This window comes from Mycobacterium sp. ST-F2 (assembly GCF_001905655.1).
Classification (GTDB): Bacteria; Actinomycetota; Actinomycetes; order Mycobacteriales; family Mycobacteriaceae; genus Mycobacterium.
The window spans coordinates 142,690-155,514 of record NZ_JMHT01000007.1; the positions used below are offsets into that span (position 1 = coordinate 142,690).

The window sequence follows — 12,825 nt, forward strand, 5'->3', positions numbered from 1 at the left end:
GAATCCCTACCGGCTAGCCCATGCGCGAGCTCGCCGTGGCGCGTGCGGACCAGCGGCCGTCGTCATAGCCGACGGTCACCGGATGCGAGAAGGCCTCTGTCACATGATCGGTCGTTACCGTATCGACCGCCGGGCCCACCGCGATGGTGCGGCCGTCGGCGATCAGCAGGGCGTGCGACGTGGACGTCGGCAGCTCCTCGAGATGATGCGTCACCAGGATCGACGCCATCTCGGGGTGTGAATGTTCCAGCGCGTCAAGGGTTTCCAGCAGCTGTTCGCGGGCAGCCACGTCCAGGCCGGTGGTCGGTTCGTCGAGCAGCAGCAGCCGTGGCTCGGCGATCAGGGCACGGGCGATCAGGGTCCGGCCCCGCTCGCCCTGCGACAGCGTGGGCCACACGGCGTCGGCCCGGTGAGTTAGTCCGACGGTGCCGATCAGTGCGTCGGCGCGCCCGATGTCGTCAGCGGTCGGCGTCCAGCGCGCCGCGATGTCGATGGTGCCGGTGATGCCCGTCAGCACGACCTCGCGGACGGTCAGCGGATACTGCAACCGGTGCCGTGGATTGACGTGGCCGATCGACCGGCGCAGCGGGGCCAGGTCGGTCCGGCCCATCTGTGCGCCCAGCACCCGCACGGTACCCGTCGTCGGGAACGTCACCGCGCCGCAGAAGCCGAGCAGCGTGCTCTTGCCTGCGCCGTTGGGGCCGAGCAGTGCCCAGTGCTCGCCTTCCTGGACCGTCAGCGAGATGCCGTCGATGATCTGCTTGCCCTCGCGGCGGAAGGTCACCTGGTCGAGTTCGAGGACCGGCGTCATGAGAACGATTCCTTCAGGGTGCTCAGGTGGGTGCGGCTGGCGTCGGCGGCCGCGGCGGGATCACGCGCCACGATGGCGTCGGCGAGCTGCTGGTGTAGGGCGTGGTCGCACGGCTCCGAGGCGATCGGGCGAATTTTGAGCATGTCGATCATCGCGAGCCGTAGTCGGGGGAGGAACAGGTCGAACAACTGGATCAGTACGTCGTTGTGGGCCGCAGCGATCACCGCGCGGTGAAATGCCATGTCCGCGTCCACATGTTCGGGTACCGACTGGCCGGTGACGCCGCGGGCGGCGAGGGTGCGCCGGATGACGCGAATGTCGGCCGGCGTGCGGCGGGTGGCCGCCAATGCCGCGCCCTCGGCCTCGATGGCGATGCGGGCTTCGATCACCGAGGCGATGTTCGCGCTGCGCAGCACGGTGTCCCAGTCGTCGGGGACATCGAGGGCGGTGACGAACACGCCGGCGCCCTGGCGGCTGTCGAGGACGCCTTTTCCGGCGAGTTCGCGGATGGCCTCGCGCAGGGTCGAGCGGCCGACGCCGAGCTGGGCGGCCAGGGTGGTTTCACCCGGAAGGCGTTGTCCCAGTGCCCATTCGCCGTCTTTGATGCGCGTCAGCAGGAGCTGTGCGGCTTGCGCCGCCAGGGGTTGACGCTGTACCTGCGCGACCATGAAACCTCTCTACTTGTCTGAGGAGTTGTGTATAGTCTAGCCATCATGACGCGCGTGCTCCTCCTTGGCTGCCGCGGCGGGGTCTGACACGACCGGCCCCCTGCCGTGGGGCTTCGTCGCGACCGGTCACTTCCTCACCTGACCGAAAGCAGACCACTCATGAGCACCACCTGGAACCGTCAACAACCGTCGTCCATGCCCTGGCATCGCTACACCGATGTCTTCAATCGTGTGGAAGTCCCTATCGCACACAGGGATTGGCCCAACAACCGAATCACCGCCGCGCCGCTCTGGGTTCCCGTCGACCTGCGCGACGGCAACCAGGCCCTGGCTGAACCGATGGACCCCGATCGCAAACGTCAGTTCTTCGAACAGCTCGTCGCCATCGGCTACAAGGAGATCGAGGTCGGCTACCCGTCTGCCTCGCAGACCGACTTCGACTTCGTCCGGCTGCTCGCCGAAACCGACATCGCACCAGACGATGTCACCATCGCGGTGTTCACCCCGGCCCGCCGCGACCTGATCGAGCGGACCGTCGAATCGGTGCGGGGCATGCGCAACGACGTCGTCATCCACATGTACACCGCGACCGCGCCGACGTGGCGAAACACCGTGCTGGGCAAGGATCGTGACGAGCTGCGCAGTCTGATCCTGCATGGCGCGCTCGACGTGCTGACGTTGACGGAGGACATGCCGAACGTCAGGTTCCAGTTCTCCCCGGAGGTGTTCAACCTCACCGAGCCCGATTATGTGCTGGAACTCTGTGACGCCGCAACGCAGCTGTGGGACGCCACCGCGGATCGGCCGGTGATCCTGAATCTGCCTGCGACCGTGGAGGTGGCGACGCCCAACGTGTATGCCGATCAGATCGAGTACATGCACCGGAACCTCGCCCGCCGCGATGCGGTGATCCTGTCGATACACCCGCACAACGACCGGGGGACAGGCGTGGCCTGTGCCGAATTGGCAGTCCTGGCCGGGGCGCAACGCGTCGAGGGCTGCGTGTTCGGCAATGGCGAGCGCACCGGCAACGTCGACATCGCCACCCTGGCGCTGAATCTGTATGCGCAGGGCGTCGACCCGATGATCGACTTCTCCGACATCGACGCGATCGCCCGCACGGTCGCGCACTGCACGCGGATGCCCATCCACGAGCGGCATCCGTACGTCGGCGACCTGGTGCACACCGCGTTCTCCGGCACGCATCAGGACGCCATCAAGAAGGGCCTGGCCGAACATAGTGCCCGGGCCGCTGCGGAGAACAAGTCGGAACGCGAAATCGATTGGCGCGTACCGTATCTGCCGATCGATCCGGCCGACATCGGCCGCAGCTACGACGCCGTCATCCGGGTCAACTCACAGTCCGGAAAGGGCGGCATCGCCTATCTGCTGCACACCGGGTACGGACTGGACCTGCCCCGACGGCTGCAGATCGACTTCGCCCGCCATGTCCAGGCCCACACCGACGGCAGTGGCACCGAAGTGACGGCCGCTGAGCTGTACGACTTGTTCGAGGCGACCTACCTGGGCTGCGGCGGCCCCGTCGAGCTGAAGGATTGGCACACCAACAGCGACGAGACCACCGAGATCACCGTGACCGTCAACGGGATTGCGCACACGAGCACACATCGCGGCGTCGGTCCGGTCGAAGCGCTGACCCTGGCACTGGCCGACGTGGGCCGGACCGTCGAGATTCTGGGCCTGACGCAGCAGTCCATCGGCGCGACGGCGGTCACCTACCTCGAACATCGCGGCGGCTGGGCCTGTGGCCGCAGCGACTCGGTGCTCACCGCGTCACTGGCCGCGGTGATCCGGGCGGCTAACGCGTCCTGAGCACCTCGAGCGCCTTGTCGGCGTGAGAGTCCATCGAGATCTCGCTGGCGATGACCTCGAGCACCGTGCGGTCGGTGTCGATGACGAACGTGGTCCGCTTGACGGGCATCAGCTTGCCGAGCAGACCACGTTTCACACCGAACTGTTCGGCCACCGCACCCGAGGTGTCCGACAGCAGCGGGTAGTCGAAGCTGTGCTTCTCGGCGAACTTGTCCTGCTTTTCCACCGCGTCCATGCTGATCCCGACCCGGGAGGCGCCGACGGCCGCGAACTCGGCGGCGAGGTCGCGGAAGTGGCAGGCCTCGATGGTGCAGCCCGGCGTCATGGCCGCGGGGTAGAAGAAGAGCGCGATCGGCCCATTCGCCAACAGTTCGGTAAGGCTGCGGTTCGTCCCGGTCTGGTCGGGGAGATTGAACTCTGCGACGACGTCACCACGTTTCATGGTTGCCACGCTACTTCTGGGAGGATGACCGCGTGAAGACGACCTCACGTGAGGAATTCCAGGCGCTGGCCGCCGAGCACCGTGTCGTGCCGGTGACGCGCAAGGTGCTCGCCGACAGCGAGACGCCGTTGTCGGCCTACCGCAAGCTGGCCGCCAACCGTCCCGGCACGTTTCTGCTGGAATCGGCGGAGAACGGGCGGTCGTGGTCGCGCTGGTCGTTCATCGGCGCCGGTGCGCCCTCGGCGCTGACGGTCCGTGACGGTGAAGCCGTCTGGCTCGGCACCACACCGCAGGGCGCGCCGAGCGGCGGCGACCCGCTGCAGGCGGTGCGCGACACCCTGGCGCTGCTGCAGACCGCGCCGGTGCCGGGGCTGCCGCCGCTGTCAAGCGGGCTGGTGGGGTACTTCGCCTACGACATGGTGCGGCGCCTGGAACGCCTCCCCGAACTGGCGAAAGACGATCTCAAGCTGCCCGACATGGTGCTGCTGCTGGCCACCGACATGGCCGCCGTCGACCACCACGAGGGCACCATCACCCTCATCGCCAACGCCGTCAACTGGAACGGCACCGACGAGCGCGTCGACTGGGCGTATGACGATGCCGTCTCCCGCCTCGACGTCATGACCAAGGCGCTGGGGGAGCCGCTGCCGTCGAGCATCGCGACCTTCAGCCGGCCACAGCCGCAACCGCGCCAGCAGCGCACGGTCGAGGAGTACACGGCCATCGTCGAGAAGCTCGTCGGCGACATCGAGGCAGGTGAGGCGTTCCAGGTGGTGCCCTCGCAGCGGTTCGAGTTGGACACCGCCGCCGACCCGATCGACGTCTACCGCATCCTGCGGGTCACCAACCCGAGCCCGTACATGTATCTCCTCAACGTGCCCAATGCCGAAGGCGGCCTTGACTTCTCGGTCGTCGGCTCCAGTCCGGAAGCGCTCGTCACGGTGAAGGACGGGGTGGCGACCACCCACCCGATCGCCGGCACCCGGTGGCGCGGCGCCACCGAGGAGGATGACATCCTGCTCGAAAAGGAGCTTCTGGCCGACGACAAGGAGCGCTCCGAGCACCTCATGCTGGTCGACCTGGGCCGCAACGATCTGGGCCGCGTCTGCAAGCCCGGGACCGTGCGCGTCGAGGACTACAGCCACATCGAGCGCTACAGCCACGTCATGCACCTCGTCTCCACCGTCACCGGCCACCTCGCCGACGACAAGACCGCGCTGGACGCCGTCACCGCCTGTTTCCCGGCGGGGACGCTGTCGGGGGCGCCGAAGGTCCGGGCCATGGAACTCATCGAAGAGGTCGAACTGACCCGCCGCGGCCTGTACGGCGGTGTGCTCGGGTACCTCGACTTCGCCGGTAATGCCGACTTCGCCATCGCGATCCGCACGGCGCTGATGCGCGGCGGCACCGCCTACGTGCAGGCCGGTGGCGGCGTCGTGGCGGACTCCAACGGGCCGTACGAGTACAACGAGTCGTCCAACAAAGCCAAGGCCGTCCTGGCGGCGATCGCAGCCGCCGAAACGCTGAGCGAGCCGTGAGGACGACGCGCACCGCGCAGGTGCTGCTGCTCGTTGCCGCGCTGATGCTGTGGGGCGCTTCCCGGCTGCCCTGGGTCGACGTGTCGTCGTTCGACGGGCTGGGCCAGCCGAAGACGACGACGCTGTCCGGCGCGGCCTGGTCGACGGCCCTCATCCCGCTCGCGCTGCTGGCCGGCGCTGCCGCGGTGGCGGCGCTGGCCGTGCGGGGCTGGGCGCTGCGGCTGCTGGCGCTGCTGGTCGCCGTCGCGAGCGCCGGGATGGGATATCTGGCCATCAGCCTGTGGGCGATGACCGACGTCTCGGTGCGCGCGGCCGACATGGCACAGATCGCGGTCATGTTCCTGGTGGGCACGCAGCGGCACTACTGGGGCGCCGGCGTGACGCTGGCCGCCGCGGTGTTGACGCTGGTCGGAGCCGTGTTGCTGATGCGTTCGGCCGGTCGGGGACCGGCTGCGTCGGCCACCTCCAAATACGCCGCGCCGGGCGCGCGGCGCGAAGCGGCGCAGGAAGAAGCCGCCGACGGCATGTCCGAACGGATGATCTGGGATGCCATCGACGAAGGTCGCGATCCGACGCAGGTCGAGGGTCGTGATCTCAGCCAGAACGACGGCGAGAGCAAATGAGCGTCAGCGAGGAGCCGAAGGCGGATCGCGCGTGAGTGTGGCCCGGTGGCAGTCTGCGCCGCCCTGGCGACTACCCTTCGAGGTGATCATCTGGCTTGCCGAACCGGCACGGAAGGACGACGACGCGTTATGACTTCGGGGACCGTGCTCGACTCCATCATCGAGGGAGTTCGCGCTGATGTTGCCACCCGCGAAGCCGCGCTGAGCCTGACCGAGGTCAAAGAGCGGGCCAAGCAGGCGCCGGCCGCCAAGGAGGCGCTTGCCGCCCTGCGTCAGCCGGGCATCGGCGTCATCGCCGAGGTGAAGCGGGCCAGCCCCAGCAAGGGGGCGCTGGCGCAGATCGATGATCCCGCCAAGCTGGCCAAGGCCTACGAGTCCGGCGGTGCGCGGGTGATCAGCGTGCTGACCGAGGAGCGTCGCTTCAACGGCTCGCTGGCAGACCTGGACGCCGTGCGTGCCGCGGTGTCGATTCCCGTGCTGCGCAAGGACTTCATCGTCACGCCGTACCAGATTCACGAGGCCCGGGCCCACGGCGCCGACATGCTGCTGCTGATCGTCGCCGCGCTGGAGCAGTCGGTGCTGACCTCGATGATCGACCGGACCGAGTCGCTCGGGATGACCCCGCTGGTCGAGGTGCACACCGAGGAAGAAGCGGACCGCGCCATCCAGGCCGGTGCCAAGGTCATCGGCGTCAACGCCCGTGACCTCAAGACCCTCGAGGTCGACCGCGACTGCTTCGGCCGTATCGCGCCCGGCCTGCCGAGCAACATCATCCGGATCGCCGAGTCGGGGGTGCGTGGCACCGCCGACCTGCTGGCCTACGCCGGTGCCGGCGCCGACGCCGTCCTCGTCGGTGAAGGCCTGGTGACCAGTGGCGATCCCCGCAGCGCCGTCGCCGACCTGGTGACTGCCGGCACGCACCCGTCCTGCCCGAAACCAGCCCGCTGAATTGCGGGCTCCTGCGCGAAGAAGCAGCCCGAGTTCTCATGTCTGATCGCACTGGTACTGAATTGCCGCGGATGAGCGCGGCGGTCGCCGAAGCCACGAGCCACGACCCCGACGCCAAGGGGCATTTCGGTGCCTACGGCGGCCGTCTGGTGCCCGAGGCCCTGATGGCGGTCATCGAGGAAGTCACCGCGGCCTACGACAAGGTCCGCACCGACCAGACCTTCCTCGACGAGCTCGACCGGCTGCAGCAGCACTACACGGGCCGGCCGTCGCCGTTGTACGAAGCGACGCGCCTGTCCGAACACGCCGGCGGCGCGCGGCTTTTCCTCAAGCGGGAAGACCTGAACCACACCGGTTCTCACAAGATCAACAACGTGCTCGGCCAGGCGCTGCTGGCCAAGCGCATGGGCAAGACCCGCGTCATCGCCGAGACCGGCGCCGGCCAGCATGGCGTCGCCACCGCGACGGCCTGCGCGCTGCTGGGCCTGGAGTGCGTCGTCTACATGGGTGCGGTCGACACCGCCCGGCAGGCGCTGAACGTCGCCCGGATGCGGCTGCTCGGCGGCACCGTGGTGTCGGTGGAGGCCGGTTCGGCGACCCTCAAGGACGCCATCAACGAAGCCTTCCGCGACTGGGTCACCAACGCGGACAACACCTACTACTGCTTCGGCACTGCGGCCGGGCCGCACCCGTTCCCCGTCATGGTGCGCGACTTCCAGCGCGTCATCGGCATGGAGGCACGGGTCCAGGTGCAGGAGCAGGCCGGCCGGTTGCCCGACGCGGTGACCGCCTGTGTCGGTGGCGGATCGAACGCCATCGGCGTCTTCCACGCCTTCATCGATGACCCGGGCGTGCGTCTGGTCGGTTTCGAAGCAGCCGGTGACGGTGTCGAAACCGGAAGGCACGCAGCCACTTTCACCGGCGGCTCGCCGGGCGCGTTCCAGGGGTCCTTCTCCTATCTGCTGCAGGACGAGGACGGCCAGACCATCGAATCCCATTCGATCTCAGCGGGTTTGGACTACCCGGGCGTCGGTCCCGAGCACGCGTACCTCAAGGACATCGGCCGCGCCGAGTACCGGCCGGTGACCGACACCGAGGCCATGGAAGCGTTCGGCCTGCTGTGCCGCACCGAGGGCATCATCCCGGCCATCGAGTCGGCGCACGCCGTTGCAGGCGCGTTGAAACTGGGTAGCGAGCTGGGCCGCGGCTCGGTGATCGTGGTGAACCTGTCCGGCCGCGGCGACAAGGACGTCGAGACCGCCGCGAAGTGGTTCGGGCTGATGGACGGCGAGACGGGGGAAGCGTCATGAGCCGACTGGCTGGATTGTTCGAATCGTGCCGCGCTGAAGGGCGTTCGGCGCTGATCGGCTACCTGCCGACCGGCTACCCCGATGTGCAGAATTCGATCGATGCGATGGTCGCCATGACCGAATCCGGTTGCGACATCATCGAAGTCGGCGTCGCGTACTCCGACCCGGGCATGGACGGCCCGGTCATCGCCGCCGCCACCAACACCGCTCTGCAGAACGGGGTTCGGGTCCGTGACGCGTTGAAGGCCGTCGAGGCCATCAGCAACGCCGGCGGGCACGCCGTCGTCATGACCTACTGGAATCCGGTGTTGCGCTGGGGCGTCGACGCTTTCGCGCGTGACCTGGCGTCGGCAGGCGGGCTCGGCCTGATCACCCCCGACCTGATCCCGGACGAGGCCGACGAGTGGTGCGGCGTCTCCGACGCGCACAATCTCGACCGCATCTTCCTGGTGGCGCCGTCGTCCACCCCGGAGCGGCTGGCGGCGACGGTGCAGGCCTCGCGCGGATTCGTCTACGCCGCATCGACCATGGGCGTGACGGGCGCGCGCGACGCGGTGTCGAACATGGCGCCAGAGCTGGTGTCCCGGGTGCGGGCCGTGTCGGACATCCCGGTGGGTGTCGGGCTCGGCGTGCGCTCGCGCGAGCAGGCCGCCGAGATCGCGGCCTACGCCGACGGCGTCATCGTCGGCTCGGCGCTGGTATCCGCGCTCGGCGACGGCGGCATTCCCGCGGTACGAGCATTGTCCGAAGAACTGGCCCACGGAGTACGACAGAAAGTTTCCGCGTGACCACATCGTTGCTGGCATACATCCCGAGTCCGGCCCAGGGCGTCTGGCACTTGGGGCCAGTACCGATCCGGGCGTACGCGCTCTGCATCATCACCGGCATCATCGCCGCGCTGATCATCGGTGACCGCCGCTGGGTCGCTCGCGGTGGTGAACCGGGCGTCATCTACGACATCGCGCTGTGGGCAGTGCCCTTCGGCCTCATCGGCGGTCGCCTGTACCACCTGATGACCGACTGGCGAACCTACTTCGCCGAGGGCGGCGCGGGCATCGCCGGCGCCGTCCGCATCTGGGATGGTGGTCTGGGCATCTGGGGTGCGGTGGCACTCGGTGGCGTCGGCGCCTGGATCGGCTGCCGCCGGCACGGAATTCCGTTGCCCGCGTTCGGTGATGCTGTCGCTCCCGGCATCATCCTGGCGCAGGCCATCGGCCGCCTCGGCAATTACTTCAACCAGGAGCTGTACGGCCGCCCGACGGATCTGCCCTGGGGTCTGCAGATCTTCCAGCGCAGCGACGGCTCCGGCGTGGTGAACCCGCACCTGCTCAACGGGGTCTCGACGGGGCAGGTCTACGAGGTCGTGCACCCGACGTTCCTCTACGAATTGCTGTGGAACCTCCTGGTTTTCTTCATCCTCCTGTGGGCCGACCGCCGCTTCAAGCTGGGCCACGGCCGGCTGTTCGCGCTGTACGTCGCCGCCTACTGCGTCGGCCGCTTCGGCGTCGAGCTGATGCGCAGCGACACCGCGACGCTGATCGCCGGTATCCGCGTCAACTCGTTCACCTCGACGTTCGTATTCATCGGTGCCGTGGTCTACATGATGGTGGCGCCGCGGGGCCGTGAAGATCCGTCGACGCTCGCCGGTCGGCGTACCGACGACGGCGTCGACGTCATCGAGCTCGACAGCGGAGCTGTCCTGAAGGTCCCCGCGGCTGTCGCAGCGGGGGCTGGTGCTGCTGCTGCCGGCGCTGGTGCGGCTGCCGGGGACGACGACGACGAGGAACCCGCCGCCGACAGTGATGTCGCGGACGAGGCCGACGCCGCTGAGACCCAGTCCGACGAGACCGAAGCTCTCGCTGAGGTGTCCGACGAGGATGAGGATGCGGTCGACGCCGAGGATGCCGTAGAAGATTCCGCCGACGAATCTGTCGAGGAGACAGTCGATTCCGACGACGTCGAAGCCGAAGACGAGTCCGACACCGAGGCCGAGGACCTGGCTGGCGATGAGGCTGAGGTAGCAGCCGCCGAACCTGACGCTGAGGACGTCGACGCCACCGAAGCTGCCGAGGAATCCGAGGGGGCAACGGAATCCGACGAGTCAGCTGCCGAGGCGGCCGAGGAGACGGCAGTTGCTGACGCCGATGACAGCGCCGATGTGGAGGATGCCGAGGCCGAAGCTGCCGAGGAATCCGAGGACGAAGCTGCTGAAGAAGCCGATGAGGCAACGGAATCCGGAGACTCGGCTGACGACATCGCCGACGACGAAGAAGCCGACGCCGAGCCTGTCGAGGATGCCGCACCGAAGGTGGAAGCCGCCGAAAAAGTCGAGCCGGTTGGGGTTCCGGTGTGGGAGCCGCCGGCTGCACGGCGCCGCTGGTGGCGTCGTCAGGGCTGAGTCAGGCTTTGCAGGCCGCGAATGTGCATACAGGTCAACGGATCTGCCCGCATGCGGCGCTGTGTGCACATTCGGCAGACCTCGTCGTTGACCCTGCGCTGAGGGCGGAAAAGCTCGAGTGATTAGGGCCCTGGGCGCAGTGTCAACCGACCCCGGGCGTTGGCCCTGCGCTGAAGGCGGAAAGCTCGAGTACCGGGGACCCTGGGCGCGGGATCAAGCAGCATCGCGCAACCTCACATTCACCCTGTGACCACTGTGAATACGATTCGACTTTCATGCGAACGGTATGTTCCCGACTCACCGGTTGTTTTGGGAATCCGGTGGTTGGATGTCCCCTGTGGATGACATAGCCGACAGGGCGCAGCTGCAGCAGTCTCGGCAGGACCGCATCCTCAATGCTGCTCTGCAGGTGTTTGCGCAGCGGGGCACGTCCGATGCGACGTTGCAGATGGTGGCCGACCGCGCCGGGGTTTCGGTCGGGTTGGTGCAGCACCATTTCGGCACCAAGGATGGGCTGATCAAGGCCGTCGATGACGTGGCCATGAAGCTCATCAGCAGCACTTTGTTCGCCGCGCTCGCGGCTCCGGGCCCCGATTCGGTGGCCACGATCGGTCGGGCGGTACGTGGTCTGCTCGCCGATCACCTGGTGGTCATGGACTACCTGGGCCGGGCGGTGGCTTCCGAAACACCCAGCGGGATGGCGATATTCGATGCGATGGCGCGCAGCGGCATCGAGCGGTGGCAGCGCATGGTCGAAAGTGGAGACGCGGTCGACGGACTCGATGTGGTCTGGGCCGGATTGAATCCGTTGATCGTGACCTTGGGGTCGGTAATCCTGCGCCGGCACCTCGACCGGCATCTGCCCGCGCCGTTCACCTCGGAGGCCGAGTTGGTGCGCTGGGAAGAGTCGGTCAACGAGTTGATCCGTCACGGCCAGTTGCGCCCATAACCCCCCGCTGCGTTTGCCCCAACCGTTACAATACGGCAATATTGTCGCTGGATTGCAGCGAACGTCGGTGTCGAGGGGTCACCGACGTTCGCGCGCCATCAGAGCTTCTTGAGCCGCCGGACGATCTGGTTGAACGGCTGGACCGAGATCATGCCTTTCCGCAGGCTGCGCTGCATGAAGCTGAGGTTGGCCAGCACCATGTACCGGACTCCGCAGTCGCGCCATTCCGCCGCCTGCTCGAGGACTTCGTCGGGCGTGCCATTGAGGCAGATGTCCCGCATCAGCGACGGCGGGACCGCGTCGACCAGGGATAGCGCCGTTCCTTCGTCGATGCCGTGCGGCAGGAAGTCCTGCGCGCCGGAGAAACCCGATCCCAGGGGATGTTCGGCACCGTGGCGGCCGAACATCTCATCGCTGGCGTTGAGTGCGAACGACTTGAGCACCTCTGAATCCAGTGCCGTGTCGACGTCGTCCCTGCTGCGGCCGGTCACCACGAACAGCATTACGGCAGGCAGGACGGACATGGGGTCGCGTCCGGCGTCCGACGCCGCGTTGCGAATGACTTCCAGCCGCTGGGCATAGTCTTTCGGCTGGTGCGGGAATGCCGGAAAGTAGGCGTCGCCGTAGCGTCCTGCAGCACGCAGCATTCGTGGACCATGGGCCGCGATCCAGATCTCGGGCCACTTTCCTCGGTAGGGTGGCAGTTCGAAGACCGCGTTGCGCAACGGGAAGTATGGCGAGTCGCGGTTGACCAGTTCGCCGCCCGAATCCCAGAGCGCCCGGATGGTGGCCATGGCCTCCTCGAAACGCGCGACCGGTTTGGACCAGTCCACCCCGTAGGGTTCATTGCCTTCCCGTTCGCCGGGTCCGATGCCCAGGATTGCCCGTCCACGGGTGAGCAGATGCAGCGTCGCCGCGGCCTGCGCGGTGACGGCGGGGTTTCGCCGTCCGGTGTCGGTCACGGCCACGCCGAGCCGCAGCCGACCAACCCGGTTGCGAGCGGCGATGTGGCCCAGCATGGTCCACGGCTCCAAGCTGGCGTCGATCGTCGGGACCACCTTGGCGGCGCCGCTGTATTTCCGCTGCCACAAAGAGCGGGGGAAGAGTTGGTTGAGGTGGTCGGGTACCCAGAACGAGTCGACACCCGTGGCGACCGCCCCCAGGTAGTTGGCTCGGGTCATGGCGTCGACGGTCGGTCGAGCCGCGAGGATGACGTCCGAAGTGCCGACGCGGAATCCCGTGTTGCTTGTCATGTGCTGCCCCTCGGAGTCGGTCAGTCCACTGTCTGATGCGCGGACCCGCAGG

Annotated in this window: 12 protein-coding genes; 8 read left to right on the forward strand and 4 right to left on the reverse strand. The window is 67.5% G+C overall.

Going from position 1 to position 12,825, the window contains the following annotated elements; genetic code table 11:
• Window positions 1–13: 13 nt before the first annotated feature.
• Window positions 14–811: an ABC transporter ATP-binding protein gene (locus EB75_RS04260; protein ID WP_073694230.1), complete on the reverse strand. Its 798-nt coding sequence runs from the start codon at window positions 809–811 to the stop codon at window positions 14–16.
• Window positions 808–1,479, reverse strand: coding sequence for a FadR/GntR family transcriptional regulator (locus tag EB75_RS04265; RefSeq protein WP_073694231.1), 672 nt, complete (start codon window positions 1,477–1,479; stop codon window positions 808–810). Before EB75_RS04265 ends, EB75_RS04260 begins: the two co-directional genes overlap by 4 nt.
• A 159-nt stretch (window positions 1,480–1,638) precedes the next feature.
• Between EB75_RS04265 and EB75_RS04270 the strand changes: the two genes are divergently transcribed.
• Window positions 1,639–3,312 (forward strand): 2-isopropylmalate synthase, encoded by a 1,674-nt coding sequence (locus tag EB75_RS04270; protein ID WP_406802403.1) that lies wholly within the window; start codon window positions 1,639–1,641, stop codon window positions 3,310–3,312.
• Here EB75_RS04270 and EB75_RS04275 read toward each other — a convergent pair.
• A complete protein-coding gene (locus EB75_RS04275) occupies window positions 3,299–3,754 on the reverse strand; it encodes a peroxiredoxin (protein WP_073694232.1) in 456 nt (151 codons plus the stop codon). The genes EB75_RS04270 and EB75_RS04275 overlap by 14 nt on opposite strands.
• A 2-nt stretch (window positions 3,755–3,756) precedes the next feature.
• Here EB75_RS04275 and EB75_RS04280 point away from each other — a divergent pair, with 2 nt between their 5' ends.
• The 7 genes from EB75_RS04280 (at window position 3,757) to EB75_RS04310 (ending at window position 11,520) form a co-directional block, all read left to right on the forward strand.
• Window positions 3,757–5,292: an anthranilate synthase component I gene (locus EB75_RS04280; protein WP_502689335.1), complete on the forward strand. Its 1,536-nt coding sequence runs from the start codon at window positions 3,757–3,759 to the stop codon at window positions 5,290–5,292.
• Window positions 5,289–5,915: a TIGR02234 family membrane protein gene (locus tag EB75_RS04285; protein ID WP_073694233.1), complete on the forward strand. Its 627-nt coding sequence runs from the start codon at window positions 5,289–5,291 to the stop codon at window positions 5,913–5,915. The genes EB75_RS04280 and EB75_RS04285 overlap by 4 nt, the downstream gene beginning before the upstream one ends.
• 129 nt (window positions 5,916–6,044) lie before the next feature.
• Window positions 6,045–6,863: an indole-3-glycerol phosphate synthase TrpC gene (trpC, locus tag EB75_RS04290; protein WP_073694234.1), complete on the forward strand. Its 819-nt coding sequence runs from the start codon at window positions 6,045–6,047 to the stop codon at window positions 6,861–6,863.
• Window positions 6,864–6,901: 38 nt separating this feature from the next.
• Complete coding sequence (gene trpB / locus EB75_RS04295; protein ID WP_073694235.1) at window positions 6,902–8,173, forward strand: tryptophan synthase subunit beta; 1,272 nt, start codon at window positions 6,902–6,904, stop codon at window positions 8,171–8,173.
• Window positions 8,170–8,961 carry a tryptophan synthase subunit alpha gene (gene trpA / locus EB75_RS04300; protein ID WP_073694236.1) on the forward strand — a complete coding sequence of 264 codons (792 nt, stop codon included), beginning with the start codon at window positions 8,170–8,172 and terminating at the stop codon, window positions 8,959–8,961. Before trpB ends, trpA begins: the two co-directional genes overlap by 4 nt.
• Window positions 8,958–10,571, forward strand: a complete 1,614-nt coding sequence (gene lgt, locus EB75_RS04305; protein ID WP_073694237.1) for a prolipoprotein diacylglyceryl transferase — start codon at window positions 8,958–8,960, stop codon at window positions 10,569–10,571. The genes trpA and lgt overlap by 4 nt, the downstream gene beginning before the upstream one ends.
• A 328-nt stretch (window positions 10,572–10,899) precedes the next feature.
• On the forward strand, window positions 10,900–11,520 hold the full coding sequence (locus EB75_RS04310) for a TetR/AcrR family transcriptional regulator (RefSeq protein WP_073694291.1): 621 nt from the start codon (window positions 10,900–10,902) through the stop codon (window positions 11,518–11,520).
• 98 nt (window positions 11,521–11,618) lie between these two features.
• Here the strand turns inward: EB75_RS04310 and EB75_RS04315 are convergent, their stop codons facing one another.
• Window positions 11,619–12,773, reverse strand: a complete 1,155-nt coding sequence (locus EB75_RS04315) for an LLM class flavin-dependent oxidoreductase (RefSeq protein WP_073694292.1) — start codon at window positions 12,771–12,773, stop codon at window positions 11,619–11,621.
• Window positions 12,774–12,825: the final 52 nt, after the last annotated feature.

Coding starts and splice junctions, on each gene's coding strand:
- EB75_RS04260 (WP_073694230.1), bottom strand. CDS start 811: ATGACGCCGGTCCTCGAACTCGACCAGGTGACCTTCCGCCGCGAGGGC.
- EB75_RS04265 (WP_073694231.1), bottom strand. CDS start 1,479: ATGGTCGCGCAGGTACAGCGTCAACCCCTGGCGGCGCAAGCCGCACAG.
- EB75_RS04270 (WP_406802403.1), top strand. CDS start 1,639: ATGAGCACCACCTGGAACCGTCAACAACCGTCGTCCATGCCCTGGCAT.
- EB75_RS04275 (WP_073694232.1), bottom strand. CDS start 3,754: ATGAAACGTGGTGACGTCGTCGCAGAGTTCAATCTCCCCGACCAGACC.
- trpC (WP_073694234.1), top strand. CDS start 6,045: ATGACTTCGGGGACCGTGCTCGACTCCATCATCGAGGGAGTTCGCGCT.
- trpB (WP_073694235.1), top strand. CDS start 6,902: ATGTCTGATCGCACTGGTACTGAATTGCCGCGGATGAGCGCGGCGGTC.
- trpA (WP_073694236.1), top strand. CDS start 8,170: ATGAGCCGACTGGCTGGATTGTTCGAATCGTGCCGCGCTGAAGGGCGT.
- EB75_RS04310 (WP_073694291.1), top strand. CDS start 10,900: ATGTCCCCTGTGGATGACATAGCCGACAGGGCGCAGCTGCAGCAGTCT.
- EB75_RS04315 (WP_073694292.1), bottom strand. CDS start 12,773: ATGACAAGCAACACGGGATTCCGCGTCGGCACTTCGGACGTCATCCTC.